The organism is Streptomyces sp. NPDC052020, assembly GCF_040680575.1.
Lineage (GTDB): Bacteria > Actinomycetota > Actinomycetes > Streptomycetales > Streptomycetaceae > Streptomyces.
Genome location: NZ_JBFAWY010000001.1, coordinates 310,022 through 329,733 on the forward strand (window position 1 = coordinate 310,022; position 19,712 = coordinate 329,733).

At 68.8% G+C, this 19,712-nt stretch carries 9 protein-coding genes, 1 other RNA gene and 3 pseudogenes; 8 read left to right on the forward strand and 5 right to left on the reverse strand.

Annotation, left to right across the window (positions count from 1 at the left end; genetic code table 11):
* The 3 genes and pseudogenes from AB0L74_RS01425 to rnpB all read left to right on the forward strand — a co-directional run.
* Window positions 1-753, forward strand: a 753-nt coding sequence (locus AB0L74_RS01425) for an AraC family transcriptional regulator (RefSeq protein WP_365644215.1), incomplete at its 5' end; no start/stop codon positions are given.
* An 85-nt stretch (window positions 754-838) separates the two neighbouring features.
* Window positions 839-1,555 (forward strand): annotated as a pseudogene (locus AB0L74_RS01430) (DMT family transporter); the annotation flags it as partial.
* A gap of 115 nt (window positions 1,556-1,670) precedes the next feature.
* Window positions 1,671-2,074, forward strand: an RNA gene (gene rnpB, locus AB0L74_RS01435) — RNase P RNA component class A.
* A 317-nt stretch (window positions 2,075-2,391) separates the two neighbouring features.
* On the opposite strand, the gene AB0L74_RS01440 is transcribed toward rnpB, so the two are convergent.
* Entirely contained in the window at window positions 2,392-3,603 is a 1,212-nt protein-coding gene (locus tag AB0L74_RS01440) for a restriction endonuclease (RefSeq protein ID WP_365644218.1), read from the reverse strand.
* Entirely contained in the window at window positions 3,600-5,681 is a 2,082-nt protein-coding gene (locus AB0L74_RS01445; protein ID WP_365644219.1) for an AAA family ATPase, read from the reverse strand. Before AB0L74_RS01445 ends, AB0L74_RS01440 begins: the two co-directional genes overlap by 4 nt.
* A gap of 62 nt (window positions 5,682-5,743) precedes the next feature.
* Between AB0L74_RS01445 and AB0L74_RS01450 the strand changes: the two genes are divergently transcribed.
* Window positions 5,744-6,355: a hypothetical protein gene (locus AB0L74_RS01450; protein WP_365644221.1), complete on the forward strand. Its 612-nt coding sequence runs from the start codon at window positions 5,744-5,746 to the stop codon at window positions 6,353-6,355.
* Window positions 6,356-6,374: 19 nt separating this feature from the next.
* On the opposite strand, the gene AB0L74_RS01455 is transcribed toward AB0L74_RS01450, so the two are convergent.
* From AB0L74_RS01455 to AB0L74_RS01465, 3 genes and pseudogenes are all read right to left on the reverse strand, one after another.
* Window positions 6,375-9,578: a DEAD/DEAH box helicase gene (locus AB0L74_RS01455; protein WP_365644224.1), complete on the reverse strand. Its 3,204-nt coding sequence runs from the start codon at window positions 9,576-9,578 to the stop codon at window positions 6,375-6,377.
* The gene (locus AB0L74_RS01460) at window positions 9,571-10,389 is read right to left on the reverse strand and encodes a hypothetical protein (RefSeq protein WP_365644227.1); all 819 of its coding nucleotides are present in this window, start codon (window positions 10,387-10,389) and stop codon (window positions 9,571-9,573) included. Before AB0L74_RS01460 ends, AB0L74_RS01455 begins: the two co-directional genes overlap by 8 nt.
* 167 nt (window positions 10,390-10,556) lie before the next feature.
* A pseudogene (locus AB0L74_RS01465) lies at window positions 10,557-10,664 on the reverse strand (ATP-binding protein); the annotation flags it as partial.
* A 48-nt stretch (window positions 10,665-10,712) separates the two neighbouring features.
* On the opposite strand from AB0L74_RS01465, the pseudogene AB0L74_RS01470 reads away from it, so the two are divergent.
* The 4 genes and pseudogenes from AB0L74_RS01470 to pglX all read left to right on the forward strand — a co-directional run.
* Window positions 10,713-11,057, forward strand: a pseudogene (locus tag AB0L74_RS01470) (DUF5753 domain-containing protein); the annotation flags it as partial.
* Complete coding sequence (locus tag AB0L74_RS01475; protein ID WP_365644230.1) at window positions 11,054-11,248, forward strand: DUF397 domain-containing protein; 195 nt, start codon at window positions 11,054-11,056, stop codon at window positions 11,246-11,248. The pseudogene AB0L74_RS01470 and the gene AB0L74_RS01475, both read left to right, overlap by 4 nt.
* 80 nt (window positions 11,249-11,328) lie before the next feature.
* Window positions 11,329-16,038, forward strand: a complete 4,710-nt coding sequence (gene pglW / locus AB0L74_RS01480; RefSeq protein ID WP_365644233.1) for a BREX system serine/threonine kinase PglW — start codon at window positions 11,329-11,331, stop codon at window positions 16,036-16,038.
* Window positions 16,035-19,709 carry a BREX-2 system adenine-specific DNA-methyltransferase PglX gene (pglX, locus tag AB0L74_RS01485; RefSeq protein ID WP_365644236.1) on the forward strand — a complete coding sequence of 1,225 codons (3,675 nt, stop codon included), beginning with the start codon at window positions 16,035-16,037 and terminating at the stop codon, window positions 19,707-19,709. Before pglW ends, pglX begins: the two co-directional genes overlap by 4 nt.
* Window positions 19,710-19,712 lie beyond the last annotated feature (3 nt).

Here is a 19,712-nt window from a genome sequence, read left to right on the forward strand (position 1 = left end):
GGGCGCATCCACTCGGGACCCGGCTCCATCGTCGTCCTCGAACCCGGCGAGATGCACACCGGCGGCCCCGCGGCCCCCGAGGGCTACGCCTACCGGGGCGGGCGCATCCACTCGGGACCCGGCTCCATCGTCGTCCTCGAACCCGGCGAGATGCACACCGGCGGCCCCGCGGCCCCCGAGGGCTACGCCTACCGGGCCCTGTACGCCGAACCCTCCCTGCTCGCCGACGGGACCCGCGGCGGCCTCCCGCACTTCCGCGAGCCCGTCCTGGACGACCCGGAACTCGCCCGCGCCCTGCGCGCCGCGCACACCGACCTCGCCCGCACTCCCGACCCCCTGGAGGCCGAGTCCCGCCTCCCCTGGCTGCTCACGGCCCTGGCCCGCCGCCACTCCACCGCCCGCGCCGCCGCCGGCACCGTGCCCGGCGCCGCCCGCATCGCCCACGCCGTCCGCGACCGCCTCGCCGACGAACTCCGCACCCCGCCGTCCCTGGCCGCCCTCGCCACCGACCTGGGCCTGTCCCGCTACCAGCTCCTGCGCGCCTTCCGCACGACGATGGGGATACCGCCGTACGCCTGGCTCGCCCAGTACCGGGTCGCCCGGGCCCGCGGCCTGCTGGAGACCGGCCTGCGCCCCGCCGAGGCGGCCGCCGCGGTGGGCTTCGCCGACCAGGCGCACCTGACCCGCTGGTTCCGCCGGGTGGTGGGGGTGACTCCGGCGGCGTACCGCAACAGCGTTCAAGACCGCGGGTGAGCGCGGCGCCCAGACTGCCGCCATGACTGCACGCGGCTGGGCCCTGTTCTCCCTGATGGGAGTGGTCTGGGGCATCCCCTATCTGATGATCAAGGTGGCGGTGGACGAGCTGTCCCCGTCCGTGGTGGTGTTCGCGCGGTGCGCGCTCGGCGCCGCCCTCCTGCTCCCCTTCGCCCTCCGCCGGGGCGGCCTGACCCGCACCGTCCGGGCGCACTGGAAGCCCATGCTGGCCTTCGCGGTCATCGAGATCATCGGGCCCTGGTGGACCCTCACCGACGCCGAACGCCACCTGTCCAGCTCCACCGCGGGCCTGCTCATCGCGGGCGTCCCCATCGTCGCCGTCGCCCTGGCCCGCTTCTTCGGCGCCGGGGAACGGGTCGGCGCCCGCCGGATCACCGGACTCGCCCTCGGCCTCGCGGGCGTCGCCGTCCTCACCGCGCCGCACCTCACCGGCGGCGACGCCCGCTCGCTGGCCGAGGTGCTGGTGACGGTCGTCGGCTACGCCACCGCCCCCCTGATAGCCGCCCGGCACCTCAAGGACGTCCCCACCCTCCAGCTCATCACCCCCTGCCTGACGCTGGCCGCCCTCGTCTACGCCCCCGCCGCCTTCCTGACCCGGCCCGCCGCGCCGCCCTCGGGCGAGGCCCTGGCCGCCCTCGCCGGCCTCGGCGTGGTCTGCACCGCGGTCGCGTTCGTGGCCTTCCTGGAGCTGATCAAGGAGGTGGGCCCGACCCGGGCCGGCGTCATCACCTACGTCAATCCGGCGGTCGCCGTCGCCGCGGGCACCCTCTTCCTGGGCGAGGACCTGACCCTCGGCATTGGTGCCGCCTTCACCCTGATCCTGGCGGGCTCGGTCCTGGCCACGGCCGCGGCGCCGAAGCGGGACGTCCGCCGGGTACCATGGTCGACACGGCAGACGAGCCGGGCGGACGGCCGCGTGGAGTCCCCCTAGGGGGCTTCCCGAGGAACGTCCGGGCTCCACAGGGCAGGGTGGTGGCTAACGGCCACCCGGGGTGACCCGCGGGACAGTGCCACAGAAAGCAAACCGCCCGGCGCTTCGGCGCTGGGTAAGGGTGAAACGGTGGTGTAAGAGACCACCAGTGCCCAGGGTGACCTGGGCAGCTAGGTAAACCCCACCCGGAGCAAGGTCAAAAGGAGCGCCGTGAAAAGCGCTCTGCGCGGACGTTCGAGGGCTGCCCGCCCGAGTCCGCGGGTAGACCGCACGAGGCCGACGGCAACGCCGGCCCTAGATGGATGGCCGTCACCCCGACGACCGCGAGGTCCCGGGGTACAGAACCCGGCGTACAGCCCGACTCGTCTGCCGCTCCTTGTTTTCGCAGGTCACATGCCATGTTCAGTAACTGACCAAACCCTTCGGGTCGGATCCGGGTCGAATCCGTCCTCACGTATTGTCCGCCGCGTCCAACCGTAGATGGGTATGGAAGGGGATATCGGGCGCTTTTCGGGCGCGAAGGTGGTCGGAAGTCGGTGTACGGCGGTAGAGGAAGCCTCGGACGAGCTCGAAGAAGTATCGTCCGGGATGTCCCCGTGTGGAGTGGCGTGATGTCGCCCGGCGGGTCGGGTCCGAGTACCACCGCGGGCTGTGTGGCCGGAGTCGCTACTGACCCAACCAGGTCACTACGACCGGACCATGAACTCCGCGATCTCGTCGATTCCCGCCAGGAGGTCCACCGGGTCTCGATCCAGTTCCAGGGCGTGCTGAGTGATGACGACTCTGGCACGCCGCACCTGGTGAGAACCCCGAGGCGAGTGGCCCTTCGCGTACACCAGATGGCCGGACGGAAGACCGAGCGACGTGCAGTAGGCCAGCATCTGGTAGAGGTCGGAACTCGGAAACCCCTCCTTGTCCTTCTCCGCCTTGTACTTGGCGTCGGCGACCCCGATCGGCCGTCCGGCGTCGTCGTACCAGACCAGATCCGGCTTGAGCAGGAACGCCTCTGCCTCGTCCAGGTGGTGGTGTGCCTGAAACTGACAGCGCCCGCCATACGGCCGCAAGGCCTGCCGCAGAGCCACCGACACGAAGTCCTCGAAGACCTTCGCGAGGTCGAGCAGGAAACCGCTCACTGCCGTGTCCGTGCCACGCTGCTCGATCGACGCCTCGTGGAGAATCAGCTTTGCCAGCCGGAGGGCGGGACCGTAGCGGCTGTTGAGGCGGGAGGGCGTCCAGGACGGCAGCGGTGCGCCTCGTCGGAGAGGGCTCACGCCCTCCAGCCTGACTCGCAGCCGCAGCAGCCGCCCGCGCACGTCACGGGGGACTCCCTGAAGGCGCACGAGCCGTTCCACGGCGGCGAGCAGCAGCCGGTTCTCCGGGATGTCCACCGTGAATTCGTCGAAGCTGACCTCGACCGGTGCGGGGAATCCGTACCGCCTGCGTATCTGGTCCGATTCCCTGATGCGGCCGCGCACCACGGGCAGTGCCTCGTCCGTATGCCGGTAGCCTTGCGACAGCCCGCGTCGCAGGGCATGTTCGGCCTGACGCTCGAAGGCGTGCGCGACGGCCGGAAGCAGGTCGTCGTGATCGCCCACCAGCACGTTCCCGTCGCCGTGTCCCCAGTGGGACCGAGGGTCGAGAGCGTATCCGAGCAGGAAGAACAACCGGCGCACCGGCAGCTTGGGGACGATCGTCAGCTGTAGGTCACCGACCCGCACGGCCCCCACCCTCGACTTCGCCCGCACCTGCCAGCGACGCGGATCACCCGGCGCGTACGGGTCGGGCCGGGCGTCCACCCAGTCGGTCGTGGCCAGGGTGCGGCCCACTGCCGGGTCCATCAGGGAGTTCGTCCATGGCCCGTGCTCCCGCAGCACCACGACGGCGTCGGCATCCGTCACGCGTCCCCTCCAGAGACAGCACGCCGCAGGGCTGCCAGGCCGTACCGGGCTTGGATGTTCACCGAGTCGTCACCGTAGTGGTGTTCTTCCAGCAGTGGCAGGATCGAGGTGCGCCACACCCGCTCCATCCCGCCGGGTGCGTAGACCGAGGGGCGCATCAGGTACGACGGCCCGACCCGGAAGTCCTTGTCCTCGATACGCCGGTTGAGCTCCCGGTGCAGGGCGGCCACGTCCTCGGTGGGATTGATCTTCGCGTTCTTCGTCTGTTCGTCGATCCAGCGGGCCAGCATGCCGTCCGTCGGTTCCTCGTCCGGATGCAGGGCGACGAAGGCGAAACGGCGTCGCATCGCCGCGTCGACCAGGGCGATGGACCGGTCGGCCGTGTTCATCGTGCCGATGATGAACACGTTCCGGGGGAGATGGAACTCACCCGAGTACTGAAGGTCCACGGGCCGATTGCGGTACTCGAGAACGAAGTACAACTCGCCGAAGACCTTGGCGAGGTTCGCCCGGTTGATCTCGTCGATGATGAGGAAGTACGGCGTCGACGGGTCCGCCTCCGCCAGGTCCACCAGCTTGCGGAAGGGGCCCGGACGGAGGTCGAAGGCGAGCGTGCTCGTGCCGGCCCCCGCTTCCGGCTTGGTGATGACCGGCCGGAAGCCCTCGAAGAAGTCCTCGTAGGCGTACGACGGGTGGAACTGCACCAGTTTCACGGCGCGCGGGTCACCGGCCAGGTGCTCGGCGATGTGCTGGGCGAGGTAGGTCTTGCCGGTGCCGGGCGGGCCGTAGAAGATCAGCTGCTGACGGTCCTGCAGAAGGTCTCGGACCTCGGTGAGCCAATCCTCGGTGACCAGCAGCTCGTCGGCCAACGACGGTTCGACGGATGGGAGTTCGCTGCCTGTTCGGCTGACCGCCTCCGGTTCGGGTTCCTCCGCCCGCGAGTCGTCGTCCGGGTGCGCGGTGGGCGCGAGGCGCAGGAGGTCGTTCAGCAACGAGGTCATGTCGACGATGTCGTGCTGGCTGGCGAAACGCCCTTGCACCTCTTCCGGAAGGTCGTTGTAGTCGATCCGCACGTCCATCCAGTTGACCGTCCGACGAAGCACACCGGACTTGTACTCGGCGGGGCCCGTCACCGTACCGAGATGGAACCGGCCGTCGCTGAGCGTGCAGACCAGATCCCCCGGGTGCATGTGGGAGAGGAAGGCCAGCAGCGCCAAGGCTAGTTCCTCGCGTCGGCTGGCGGGGACGCTCCGGTATCCGTGTTCCACCCGGACGCGGAGTTCCTCGGGGGATACGGACCCGTCCACAGGGCCGATGAGGGCTGCGTTCAGCGAGCAGAAGCCCTCGGTGATCCAGGCTCGCACAAGGTCCGCGTCGTGCGCGAGATAGCCGTGCAGCAGCCAAGCGCTCGGAGCGTGCGGGACTCTCTCGTTCTCGCGTGCCAGCAGTTCCTGCAGCTCGCGGAGTTCGATAGGGCGGACCGTCTCCTCCGCGAGACGTTGCCAGTCCTGGATCTCGGCAAAGAGCTCGGCTTTCTCCGTGTCGTCGGCGCGCACTTCGGGAGCGGCACCACCGCTGCCGTCCACAACCCACTGCGCGCCCTTCGGGCGGGCGCCCCACAGCCATCGCGCCAGGGGGCCTCGATCGAGCCGGGTCTCTGCCGCCAGGGTGTCGAGGTCCAGCTGGCGGCCTGCCGGGATGACACCGACGAGCTTCTGAGCGTAGGCGAAACCGTGCCGATGGGCCTCCCAGTAGGCGTACGCGAACCGGGCAGCGCCGTAGAAGGCCTCCGCGTCCGAATGCTGCTCCAGTGCTTCCCGGCCCAGTGCCGTGATACGCCAGTACCCGTTGTTCTTGCGCAGCCACCCCGCCATCACCAGGTCGGAGGTCTGCCACTTCCAGGCGTTCTCGCCCTTCGTGTCTCCGCTCTTCAGCCGCTCCATGTCCTCGTCGGCCAAGGGCAGTTCTGCGACGACGAGCTTCCACAGCTCACTGAAGTGGAGGCCGTCGGGTCGCTCGGCCAGCAGTTCCATCGACCTGCGGGTGCGGGGCTTCGTGCGGGCGGTCAGGGTCGGCATGGGGCGGTTCCTCGATGTCTTTATGATCCAGGCAGGGGACGACGAAGGGTGGGGACACAAGCGTGACCGAGGCGACCAAGGCGACCAAGGCGTACGCCATCGATCTGGACCGAGGCCTGCGGAGCGTGGAGGAAGCGGTGCGCGTCGTGCAGCGAGCACACGACGAGATCGCGCGCTGCGATCAACTGCTTTTCCGCGCTCAGGAGTCCGGCCGGAAAGCAGCCGGGGAGCTCGGCGTCCTGCTGCGTACCCGTAACCACACCGGAGTGCCGGCCATCCTCGACAGGCTCGACGCTCTCGCTGCCCAGGTGGCTCGCTCGGAGACGGATCGGGTACTGGTGCGCCGCATTCTCCACGGAGAGGCCGACGGTGTCGCCGACGCACGGCACGCTCCAGTAGTGCCTCGTCTCACCGACCAGGACCTGCCGCGCATCCCGAGTGTGTATGACGCGGATGACACCCAGTACGAGACGCTGCAGGACGTGTGGGAAAGCGATCACGCGCTCACCGAGGAGCAGTACGGCATCACCCAGCAGCGGATCCAGACCACAGCTGACCATCTGCGGATGGTGGTGAGCAGAGCGGTGGATTCCTTCGGAACGCCGTCCGCTGCGGAAGCGCTGCTCGCCGAGGCTCGCCGGGCCTGCACCTTGTGGACGTCCTGCGTGAGATGAGCGCCGCCTCCGACTCGGTTTACTGCACGCCGTCAAGGATCCGCCAGACTGTCCGATAAGCCGGTCCCTTGGGCCCGAGGGCTGACTGCCATACGGCATCCGACAGTCCCGCCAGCCGCGTTCGGGCCTCGGCGGGACCGAGCGGGCTCTGCGGGCGGCGCTGGTCCTGTCCGCCGGCGACGGTCGCGGCCATGCGGCCCGCGGCCGACCTCGGTACCCCCGCGAGCCGCATCGCGATCGCCACCTCCGAGCGCACACCGTAGAAGGCGTACGACGGAATGTTCCGCAGTTCGCGTTGTGTCTCGGCGGGCAGCGTCGCGAAGTCCTGGCCGAGTGTGAGCGACTGGAGTGCGGACAGCCCCCAGGAGACCGTGGGCGCCATGTCGCCGAACAGGCGTTGGCAGCACTTGGTGATCGCCTTGAGGCTGTTGGACTCGCCCGGCTTCCTGAAGTGGTCGGCGGCCAGCTGAGGTACGGACGCGCCGTTCACCCAGTCCTGGATGACGCGGGCGATGTAGTCGCCGCTGCGGCCGTCTTGCTCGTCCGCGATCTCATGGAGGCTCTCCCTCAGTTCGGGCACCTCGAGCATTACCCCGACCAACTGGGCCAGTGGCCTGCGGTCGCCGTCGAAAAGCGGCGCATACCAGATCTCACGGTCGATCCGAGCATCGCTCAGGCGCTTCAGGGTGCCCGCGACGCTCTCCCAGGAGAAGCCCGTGCTGTCGACCAGTCCCAGTGCCTTGCCGGAGAGAAGCTCAGCGTACTCCCGCACGCTGCGCACCAGTTCCGCCGCCCAGCCGCGGTTCACGCGCCGCAGATGCTGGAAGCCGAGAGTTCCACGCAGCACCTGCTCGATCTCCTCGGCGAACTCCTCGTGATCTCCGATCTGCCGGTAGGTGTGGGCCAGATACTGGACGAAGGCGGACCACTCCGGGATGGCCGCCAGCGTGTGCAGGTCGAGGTGGCCGTTCCTGGACATGGCCTGGCTCACCATGTCGATGAGTGTGGAGTTCAGCTCCGCGACCTGGCGGGCGACGAACTCCCGTAGTTTCCTGGCCCGTTCCTCGTCGGTCGCGGCCAGCGCGATCAGGCCTACCTCACCCTGCTCCACTCGGCCGGCTCGCCCCGCGAGGTTCCAGAAGTCAGAGGCCGGGATGTCGGCCCCGTACGGGAACTGGTGGGAGGCCAACACAATGTTCGCAACGGGGAAGTTGACGCCCTGGGCGATGGTCGTGGTGGATACCAGGTGAGTGAGGTCGCCCCTCTCCACCAGGTACTCCGTCAAAATGCGGATATCGTCCGGCAAGCCCCGATGATGAACTCCGACGCCCTTGGCGAGTAGTCCCACCAGCGCGAAGTCCGTGCCGAACTCCTCCTCCACCACACCTTGCACCGCACGCAGTTCGTCGCTGGGATCGGCGACCGCCTCCCGTCCACCCGCGATGCGCTCGGCGATACCCCAGGCGTGGCTGGGCTGCTGGGCAAGGGTGATGGTCTGTCCCCGCTCAGCCAGGACGGCTGCGGTCGCCGCGGCCAGTTTCCCAGGCTGGCCCGCCTGGGACCAGGACAGGCCGAGCGGCCGGTACCCGTCCAGCGGCAGTTCGTCGGGAACACTGAGGGTCCTGCGACTGGTCACCAACGTCTCCAGCGCCACCCGGAAACCGCCGTTGCCCGCCGCACGCTCGCGGTGGGCGAGGGCCACGATGCGGTCGTTCGGCGTCCAGTCCACCGACAGCCCGACCGACTGCCGGCTGCCGCTGTCCAGCCATTCGGCGATGACGTCACCGTTGTCGATGAAGGGCGTCAGGAGCAGGAAGCCCGAGTCCTGGGCCTCCCGGTTGACGGTGGCCAGCAGCAGCTCCAGCTTGATCCCCCGCCCGTCCACCCCCAGGTGGTGCGCCTCGTCGGCCACCACCAGACACAGCGGACGCCCGATCTTCTCTTGCCAGCCGGAGCGCAGCAACAGATCGAACTTCTCGGGCGTGGACACCAGCACCCGGAAACGCCCCTCGCCGCGGTCCGTGAGCATGTCCTCTTCCAGACCGTCGAACTCCAGGGCCGGGCTGACCCGCTCCACCCCGATCCCGAGCCCGGCGAAGTCGCGGCGCAGCCGTCGCGTCACCTGGTTGACGAGCGCCCGGTTCGGGGCGACGTACGCCACCCAGCCGTGCTGCTTGTCGTAGGCGTTAAGCGCCTGGAGGATCCGGAACTGGGCGATCAGGGTTTTGCCCGCGCTGGTGGGCAGACTGACCACCACACTGCGGTGCGCGGTCCGGATCAGCCCCTGCTCGGCCAGGGCCACACGCTGCGGCGGCAGCACCTCGAAGATCGGGCGCGGTCGGCCACGGTCGACGAGGGAGGCCACGAAGGCGTTCACCTCTGGGCTGACAGCACGAGCCACCGTCCACAGGCTGTTGTCGATGATCTGGTCGGCCGTCGCCGCCAGCAGCCGTACAAGCACCTCGAGATCGGGGTCGGCCGAGGCGACGGCCGCTTCCAGGGCGCGGTCGCAGTGCGCCTGCACACGCTCACGCACGTCGTAGTGACGTCCGGGGCGGCGTTCACGCAGCAGATGCCCGGTGGCCAGGTACTCGGCGAGCAGCTCCGCCGTCTTGAGCAGGTGGTAGTGGGCGGCGAGCGACCAGGCGGCGGGCCGGGCGTCGTCACCGGCCGCCGAGAGGTAGGTCTCCTCCCGACCCGCCTGCTCGGCCCGTAGCCGCGCGATGAGGTGGTCCAGCGCGTCGAGGTCGTCCCAGCCGCGCTTGCGCAGCAGCAAGAGCCACACATCGGCGGTTCCGCGCCGCACCTGAGTCTCCCAGTCGTCCTCCGCATCCGGTACGGAGGGCAGCTCGACGTCGGCCAGCAGCCGGGCCGCGAGCGGGGTCTCGTCGGCGATCCAGCCCAGGCAGACCGTACGGAGCAGTTCGAGGCGCGCGTCGGGGGAGTCGTCCTCCGGTAGCCGTGCCCGCGCCAGGGTGAACATCTGCCCGCACAGCCGCCGGGTCTCCGGTGCCTTCGGATCCTCCGCGATCGCGTCCCAGGCCAGCAGGTCCAGGGCGTCCACCGCGAAGTCGACCGCCTCCCGGCTGTCGGGCGAACCCTCGGGAACCTCTGCCTCGACCGCCCGCAGAGCGGAGCCGATGAGCACACGGTGCGCCCGCTCCTCGGCCTCCCCTACAAGTTCCGGGTCGAGCGCTCCTTCCAGCCAGCCCAGATCAGCCAACGTCGAGCACCTCCACGTGCTTCGGCCACGTCTTCATGGCCACCGGGAGGTACCAGGCAGTCAGCAGGGCATGCATGGGCTCCACGACCGTCTTGGCCAGTACGGCGGCACGGTCGCTCAGGTCCTTCGGCTCCGGCACGGTGTCGCGGACCAGGCAGCCGAAGAGCTGGATGTCCGCGCCCCTGGACTTCACCCAGCGGCCGGCCGCCGTGTGGTAGGCCGCCTTGTGCTCGGCGGTGAGACAGCGGGAGCGCAGCCATTTCATCAGGGTGAGGTGGTCGTCCTTCCCGGCCAGCCGCTTGAGCTGCTCGATCATGCCGTCCGAGCCCGTCATCACGCCAGGGGGGCTGGCCGCCTGCGACGACGACTTGACCTCGCCGAAGAGCAGCCGCGCCGAGCCGTCCGCCACACACAGACCGACCAGGTCCGCCCCCGGCAGGCTCGCCTTGCGCGTACGCCGGTCCCGCGCACCGTCCCACACCCACAGCGCGCCGTGCCAGTTCTCCAGCAGTACCTCGGCGAGCGCCTCGCCGACCTGCCAGGGCAGCGGCTCCGGCTCGCTCTCCAGGAGCGTGCTGATGAACTGCGTCTCCATGTCCGTCGTGGCCAGCGACCGCAGCTCGGTGACCAGATCGCGAGAGGCACCCAGGTCACCGACCCGCTCGGCCCACGGCCCCGCAGCCAGCTCCCGCATCACGTCGGCCGTCAGCTCGACACCGCTCCACGACACGGCCCCGTCCGTCCCGCCGTACACCTCGATCCCCTGCGAGATGCGCGGCGCCACGCCGCCGACGGCGCTGTCTTCCCCCACCCGTACGTCCTTCCCCCACACGGCACCCCCGTGCCACCGCCCGGCCGGGGCGAGTGGTACATCCGACCACTGCTGAGACCGACGGTGTGATCAGAATTCTCTCCACCTCCCCGCCGTGTTGTCCACGCCTTGTGTCCGCCTGTGGACGGACTGTCTCGCATCCGGCGTCACAGGAGTGGGAGGCATGCCCAGACGGTCTTGCCGGAGGGCGGCCGGGGCTTGGTGCCCCAGCGGACGGCGAGCGCGTCGACGAGGAACAGGCCGCGGCCGGATTCGGCGAAGGGGTCGGGCGTGGTGCCGGTATGAGCCAGGGGCGCCTGGTGACGGCCGTCATCGAGGAGGTCGTGCTGCGGCGGCCCATCGGCGGGCCGGAGGTCCACAAGGAGCAGCTGGAGCAACTGATCAAGCTTGCGCAGCTGCGCAACGTGGAGCTTCAGGTGATGCCGACGGACCGGAGTGAGCACGCGGGAATGGGCGGCCCGTTCATCCTGCTCACCCCTAAGGGAAAGGCCCAGGTCGGATACACGGAGGTGCAGAACGGTAGCCGACTGGTCACGGATCCCGAGGAGGTACGTATCCTGGCCGCACGGTACGGAAGCATCAGGGCACAGGCGCTCACCATGCGGGAGTCCCTCGACCTGATCAAGGACATGCTGGGGGAACTATGAGCTCTGTGGAGCCCACGCGCCTCGCCTGGTTCAAGAGCAGCCACAGCGGCAACGAGGGCGGCGAGTGCCTTGAGGCAGCCGTCACATCCGGCACCATCCACATCCGAGACTCCAAGGACCCTGCCCGCGCCCGCCTCTCCTTCCCTGCCGTGGAGTGGTCCGCGTTCGTGCGCTACGCGACCCGGTCCTGATCCCGTACCCCCGGGATACGATGTGCCGCGGTCACCAGCGTGATCGCGGTGTGGCGGGATGGCGAAGTTTGCGAGGAGCGATGGAAAAGGACCGGTGGACGACCGTCACCGAGTCTGAGTTCGGGCACGAGAAGCGGGGCCTGGAGTCGATCCGTAAGCAACTTCCCGGCAACGAGCCATGGCGGGCTTGGGCGAACTTCACATTCACTGCTAATTCGGGCCATCCGCGTGAATGTGACTTGCTGATCGTCGCCCCCGGCGGGGTGTGGTTGGTCGAGCTGAAGGACTGGGTCGGACACCTCGCCGCGCCGTACGGCACCTGGGTGCAGACCAAGGGCAACGGCGAAGAAGTCGATCACGGCAATCCGCTGCACCTGTTGAACAAGAAGGCCAAGGAGCTCGCGACCCTCCTGAACCGGGCGGGCGGTCCCAAGGGCCAGAAGGTGTGGGTCCAAGAAGCCGTCTGTATCACCAACCCCAAGCTCCGCGTGGAGCTGCCGCAGAACGAGCGGCAGCACGTGTTCACGATCGCCGAGCTGATCAAGGAGCTGCGCCGGCCGCCGCGCGACGAGCGGTTCCGGTACACCGAGGGCCGCTCCCTGGACATCGCCAAGCGGCTCAAGAAGGCGGGCATCCGGGCCAGCGAGGCCGAGCGGTGGGTCGGCTCCTACCGCCTTGACAACGAGATTGCCTCCGGTCCGACCTGGGTGGACTACGTCGGCCACCACAAGGACCTGTACGAGACCGTCCGCGTCCGCGTCTACCTGCGGGAGCGGGGCGCGAGCGCGGAGGCGCGCGAGTCCGTGGAGCGGGCGGCACGCCGGGAAGCAGCCGTTCTCAGCCGCTTCAAGCACCGGGGCGCGGCGCAGTACAAGACTTTCGAGCCGTCGGCCCATCCGGCCGGACCGGCTCTGCTCTTCGACTACGATATGCGCGCAATGCGGCTGGACGAGTACGTCCGCCGCTACGGCGACAAGCTCGACATCCAGGCCCGTCTACGGCTGCTGCGGCAGCTCGCCGAGACGATCCGCTCGGCCCACTCCGGCCTGCTCCACCATCGTGCCCTGGCCGCCCGCTCGGTCGACGTCATACCGGGCCCGCGCAAGCTGGGCGAGGAGGAGGCGTGGCTGCGCCCCCGCCTGGAGATCGCTGACTGGCAGGTGGCCAGCGCCCGCAGTCTCGGTTCGAGTAGCGGGGCGCGCGCCGCCGCTGCTCTCGCCCCGACCGCGCTGTCCGCCACGCATGTGGCCGAGGGCGCGGAGCCGTACCTGGCACCGGAGCTGACCGCTCCGCGACCTGACCCGGTGCTGCTGGACGTGTACGGCCTCGGGACGCTCGCCTACCTGCTGGTCACCGGCCGCCCTCCGGCATCCACCCAGGCAGAGGTCCTGACGATGCTCCGCGAGAGCGACGGCCTGACGCCTTCTGCCGTCGTCGACGGCATGACGGACGACGTCGACCTGCTCGTCCAAGCGGCTACCGCCTATCGCCCCGAGCAGCGCATGTCGTCCGTCGACGAGTTCCTGGAACTCCTCGCCGACGCCGAGGATTCGGTGGGCGTACGACGCGCTCAGCCCGCCGAGCCCGCGACTCCCGCCGAACCGGCGAACGCGCCTAGCGCGCAGCCCGAGCCCGACGCACTGGAGGCCCAGCCCGGCGATGTGCTGGGCGGCGGTCGCTGGCAGGTCCGCCGACGCTTGGGGACCGGCTCCACTTCACGCGCGTTCCTCGTACGGGATCTCCGGTCGGAGGAGTTCCGCACCCGGCCGCTCGCCGTTCTGAAGGTGGCGGTCTCGGACCGCAGCGTCACCGTCCTGGAGGGCGAGGCGCAGGTGATGCGCCGGCTGCGCGCGGACTCGCGGGTGATCAACCTCGTGGTGCCCGAGCCGCTGCGGCTTGGCGAGCGGACCGCACTCGCCGTCGAGTACGTCGGCGACGAGAAGGCGGAGCTTGCTGATGGGGAGGGCTCGAACGGCAAGATCCGCGCCCGTGAGGAGACCCTCGCCCGCTGGCTGCGTGAGTACGGCGCCATGGGCATGGAGACCCTGGAGAAGTACGGCGACCAGCTCTTCGGCGCCGTCGACTTCCTCCAGGGCGAGGGCGTGTGGCACCGCGACATCAAGCCGGACAACATCGCCATCCGCAAGCGACCCAACGGCACGCGCGAGCTGGTTCTGATCGACTTCTCCCTCGCCTCCTACCCGGCGAGCGAGACGGCGGTCGGCACCCAGGGGTACATGGACCCCTTCATCGGCGGCACGGTGAACAGGCGGGCGGTCTACGACGACCAGGCCGAGCGGTACGCCCTCGCGGTCACCCTCCACCAGATGGCCTCCGGCGAGCTGCCGCGCTGGGGCGACGGCTCGGTCACACCCGAGATGACCGATCCGAAGGAGATGCCGTACCCGGAGATCCAGCAGGACGCCTTCGAGGATCCGGTCCGCGAGGGCCTGCTGGGATTCTTCCGCCGCGCCCTGCACCGCGACGCCGGCAAGCGGTTCGCGACGCTCAAGGACATGCAGGACGCGTGGAAGAAGGTCTTCCTCGACGCGTCTCAGCAGACCGTGCCCTCCTCGCACGGCAAGGGCCACGGCGCCGAGGAGGAGCTGCACTCCGACGAGGCACGCGACCAGCGCGCCGCGGCGGCTGGACTCGACACCCACCTCTCCCTGTCGGGCCTGACCGCCGCTGCCCAGTCCTTCCTGTACGGCCTGGACATCACCACGGTCGGCGAGCTGCTCGACCGAAGCGAGCGCGACCTGATCAACAAGCCGGGTCTGGGTGCCAAGACCCGCTCCGACATCCAGCGGCGCATCCGTGAATGGCGCCGCCGACTGCGCGCCGCCGAGCTCAATCCCCTCACCGGGGAGGGCCGGAAGGCCGCCAAAGCGGAACTGGACGCGGCCAAGGCCGAGTCCGGCATGGAGCGCAAGCTCAGCGACCACCTGGCCCTGGCTGCGGGTGAAGGTCCAGCGCTGCGACGCGTCTCGCTGGACGCGCTTGCGACGCGCATGGTCCCGGAACTGGTGAAGGGGCAGCGAGGCCCCGTCGGCAACAACCAGAGCCGTATCGACGTGGCCCGTGCGCTGCTGCGCCTCCCCGGCGACGACGGACGACTGCCGGCGCTGCCCGCCTGGCCCACGCAGACGGACGTGGCCAAGCTACTGGGCATGACTCAGGGAGGAGTCAACCCGCACATCAAGGGCCTGCGGGAAAAGTGGCGCGACGAGCCGGCCCTGCGGGAGCTGCGCGCCGAGGTCCTGGACATCCTGGAGCAGTCCGGACGCCTCGCCTCCGCCGCCGAGATCGCCGACGCGCTGATCCTGCGGCGCGGTACCGACCTGCCCAAGCTGTACCAGCGTCGCGCCTTGGCACTGGCCGCCGTACGCGTCGTGGTGGAGATGGAGGAGGCTGCCGCGACTCCGGCCTTCCAGCACCGCCCCAATCGGCAGGCCGTGGATGAGGCGCTGCGACCCGGGCTCTTGGCTTTGGAATGCCGGGAGGACGTCGACAGCCCTGACACGCCGTCCGCGCCGGGCCTGCTCGACTACGCGAGTCGCCTCGGCCAGCACGCCGACCGGCTCGTGCGAGCCGAGACCCTTCCGACGGCCGCGTCCGTGCTCGCCGATCTGACCCAGGTGGAGCCTCCGCAGGGTGCCCTCGACTGGGACGAGCGGCGGATCGTGGACATCGCGGCGGCTGCCTCGCAGGACGCCGCGGTGTCCTCGCGTCTGGAGCTGTACCCGCGCGGCCTTGGCATGGTGCGGGCACTACGCCTCACCCAGGCCGGCGTCGTCAAGATCATCCCCGGCCTGTCGGAGGACGAGCAACCGGGGCTGACCGTCGCCACTGTGCATGAGCGGGTGCGGTCCCGCTTCCCCGAGCTGCGGACGGGACAGGGCGAGGACGGTCATGGCTTGCCTACGGATGTTCCGCTCACGGAGGTGCTGAAGGAGGCCGGCTTCCCGCTGGTCCTGCGCACGCACAAGGACGGACGGCAGCGCTACCTGCCGGAGGGCCTGGAGAACGCCAGCCACTTCGGCACCGGGATCGACGGGTCCTCGACCGTGACCTCGTCCGCCGCCGCGTGGTCGGAGAATGCCGACCTGGCTGCGGCAGCTCGTGCAGAGGAACGTCTGCGAGCTGCGGCGAGTGGCGACGGTTACCGGGTGCTGACCGTCCGTAGTGAACTGGGTCGACGCGCGATGCGTGAGCTGGCGGATGCGCGGTTCGGTGGGGGTGTGGTGACGGTGTCGGCGACCGAGGTGTTCCTGCGGCACCTTCACGCCGAGCAGGAGGCGAAGGCGGCGGCGAACGCCAAGGGACTGCCGCGCTGGGAGACGATCCTGAAGGCGGATGCGGCAGAGGCGGGTTCCACGGCGGCCGTCAACTTCACGCGTTTCGCTCGGAATGCGAGCGACCGTATGCGTGAGGAGATCAGCACGCTGCTGTGTGGCGGGGACGACTCACGTCCGTTGCTGCTGACGGACGGTGCGGTGTTCGCCCGCTACGACTACATGGGCGGCCTTGACGAACTTGCGCGTCAGGCGCGGGAGGGCGAGGCCCAGCGGCCCTTGTGGTTGTTCGTACCGCAGGCGGATCCTGGGAGGCCGCCAGTTCTGGGCCGGGCTGTCGGGGCGGATGGGGTGCGGGATGTGTACGCCACGTACCAGGAGCCGTTGGGGGAGTGGATTCCGTTGCCTGAATCGTGGGTGAAGCGGATACACCTTGCGGGTGCGCAGAGCGAGAGCGCTGAACAGACTGAGAACACCGAGGAGTACGCCCGATGATCGACCGCAAGGCCCTGCTGGACGACCTCAAGCCGCAGGTCGCTGCAGCCAAGAAGGACCTTGAGCGGCAGGTCGGCGAGGTGTCTGAGGTACGGGAACGGTACGACGCCGAGTACAAGCAGGCGCGTGAGCTGGGGCGTACGGCGGCGACGTGGAAGGCGTGGCTGGACGAGCGGCTCACGCAGGTGGCGGTCGCGTGGGTGTTGGCTACGGTGTTCGTGCGGTTCTGTGAGGACAACGGGCTGATTGCGGAGCCGTTTATCACCTCGCCGGAGATCGATCGGCGGGAGCTGGCGCAGGCTCGGTACGACGAGTACAAGTCGACGGCTGATGACCCCACTTGGCGGGGTTGGCTTGAGTTGGCGTTTGACGAAATCGGGGCGGGGCAGGCTGGGCGGCTGCTCTTCGACAAGCGGCACAACCCGTTGTATGAGGTGCCGCTTTCGCACGAGGGTGCTGGGGCGCTGGTTGCGTTCTGGGGGCGGCGGGACGAAGAGGGGAAGCTCGTCCATGACTTCACCGACCCGCTGAACGACGAGGACAGGACGCAGGGGTGGGACACGCGCTTCCTCGGTGACCTGTATCAGGACCTGAGCGATGATGCGCGGACACGGTACGCGCTGCTGCAGACGCCGGAGTTCGTCGAGGAGTTCATCCTCGAGCGGACGATGACCCCCGCGTTGCGGGAATTTGGCTTCGAGAAGCTGAAGATGATCGACCCCACCTGTGGGTCCGGGCACTTCGTGCTGGGCGCCTTCAAGCGGCTGCTGAAGGAGTGGAGCGACAAGGCCTCGACGGCTGATGCGCACAAGCGGGTGCGGGCCGCGCTCGACTCGGTGCACGGCGTCGATATCAACCCGTTCGCGGTCGCCATCGCGCGTTTCCGGTTGCTGGTCGCTGCCATGGCTGCGGCGGACGTGCGGACGATGGAGAAGGCGGCGCTGTACGAGTGGCCGGTCCATCTGGCAGTGGGTGACTCGCTCATCAAGTCCCGGCAGCTGGAGCTCACGCTGGACGGGAAGGAAGCGGAGGATCCGCTGGCCTCGTTCGCCTACCGCACGGAGGATCTGCACGAGCATCAGGACATCCTCACGCCGGGTCGATACCACGTCGTCGTGGGTAACCCGCCCTACATCACGGTGCAGGACAAGGAGCTCAACCAGCGGTACCGAGAGATGTACAAGGCGTGCCACAAAGAGTACGCGCTCACCGTGCCATTCGCGCAGAGGTTCTTCGAGCTCTCGATGAGGGGTGACCCGGAGACCGGGCTGGGCTACGGAATGGTTGGGCAGATCACCTCCAACTCCTTTATTAAGAGGGAGTTCGGTGTGAAGCTGATCGAGGACTACTTCGGTCAGCAGGTCGAGCTCACGGAGGTCATCGACACATCCGGTGCCTACATTCCGGGACATGGCACGCCCACCGTGATCCTTGTTGGTCGGCGACGGGGCGGTCATCATCGAGCGTCCACCGTGCTTACGGTGCGTTCGGTGCAGGGGGAGCCGGGGGTTCCCGATGATCCGGCGAAGGGGCAGGTGTGGTCGGCGATCGTCGACCAGATCGAGACGCCAGGTAGCGTGAGCAAGTGGGTGTCCGTCGACAACCTTGACCGGAAGCGGTACTTCGCGAAGCAGCCGTGGGTGCTTGCCGATGGTGGGCAGGAGCTCATTGACGGGTTGGAAGCAGCCGGGGGGCCGAAACTCCGCAACCGGGCGAAGCGCTTCGGGTACACCGGGCAGACCAACGCTGACAGCATCATGATCAGCAGCCGTGCGGCTTGGCTGCGGCGCGGGGGCGAGGAGGACCTCGGTCGGACGCTTGTGCTGGGTGAAGAGCTGCGCGACTGGCTGCACTCGGAGGGGACGTACACGTTCTTCCCGCATAAGGAGACTCGGGACAAATTCGAGCTGCTACCCCTGTCAGAGGATTCTGGAGCATACAGATGGATCTGGCCTGGGCGGACGGTGCTCGGGCATCGCGCAACCTTTTCGAAGGGCACGTACTTCTCTGACGGGAGGCCCTGGTATGAGTGGCATCAGGTAACACCAAACCCCGGCTGTCATTCATGGTCGATCGCCTTTGCATTTGTGGCGACTCACAACCACTTCGTGTTGGACCGCGACGGGAAGGTGTTCAATCGGTCCGCACCCATGATCAAGTTGTGGGAGGGGGCTTCGGAAGAGAAGCACCTGCAGTTGCTTGGGGTACTCAACAGTTCTACGGCTGCGTTCTGGCTCAAGATGGTGAGTCAGGGCAAGGGGGGCAGCGGCCTCGGTAGAGGTATTCAGAGCGAAGCCTGGGAAGAGCGCTACGAGTTCACCGGTACCAACCTCCAGGACTTTCCCCTGCCCTCCGCATATCCCACCACCCTGGCCGCCAGCCTCGACTCCCTCGCTCAGGAACTGGCCGTCTCTTCATCCGTGGTGGCCGTCGCCGAGCCCCCCACTGCCTCCGCCCTCCGCGACGCCCGCTGCCACTACAACCACCTCCGCGCCCGCATGATCGCCCTCCAAGAGGAACTGGACTGGCAGGTCTACGCCCTCTACGGCCTCCTCGACGATGATCTCCGCCCCGCCGCCCGCGACGGCGACGAGTTCGCCGACGTCCCTGAACTGGCCCTCGGGCAGCGCGCGTTCGAGATCGTGCTGGCGCGCCGGGTCCAGGCCGGCGAGGCGTCCGACGAGTGGTTCCGCCGCCACGGCTCCACCCCCATCACGGAGATCCCGGGCCACTGGCCCGCGCCCTACCGGGAGATCGTCCAGAAGCGCATCGACGCGATCGAGTCGAACCGCCAGATCGGCATGGTGGAGCGCCCCGAGTACAAACGCCGCTGGGCCACCGAGGGCTGGGACGCGCTCCAGGAGAAGGCCCTGCGCTCCTGGCTGCTCGACCGCATGGAGGGCAACGCCCTCTGGTTCGACGCGGACGGCAGCCCGCAGATCCGTACTCTCAACCAACTGGTCTCCGACCTTGAACAGGACGAGGACTTCCTGGCGGTCGCCGAACTCTTCGCGCCTGGCCAGGATTTCACGAAGACCGTCTCCGACCTCCTTTCCAACCAGCACGTCCCGGCCACCGCCGCCCTCCGCTACAAGTCCTCCGGCCTGGACAAGCACGCAGAGTGGAAGCACACCTGGGAGGAGCAGCGCAGGGAGGACGCTGAGCAGGACCCCATCGCGAAGAAGAAGATTCGCGACGGGATCCCGGTGCCTCGGACCTACGCCAGCGCCGACTTCCTGCGCAGCTCGTACTGGAGTCTGCGCGGCAAGATGGATGTCCCCAAGGAACGCTTCATCTCCTACGGCGCCGAAAACGTCCAGTCCCCATCCCTCTACGGCTGGGCCGGCTGGGACCACCTCCAGCAGGCCGAGGCTCTCCTCGGCTACCTGAACGTCCACGGCCCCGAGCTGTCCGACGACGAGTGGCCCCCGCTCCTTGCCGCCCTCCTCGAACTCCAGCCCTGGCTCGATCAGTGGCACAACGAGATCGACCCGACGTACGGCACCTCCCCGGCCGCCGACGTCCTGGCCGGCCGCCGTTCGCTCCAGGGCGAACGCCACCTCACCGACGAGGACCTGCAAGCCTGGCGACCGCCCGCCGCCCGCCGTGGACGCGGAGCGTCTGTGAAGACTGCCAAGAGCACCAGAAGCAAGAAGACGAAGGAGTCCTGACAC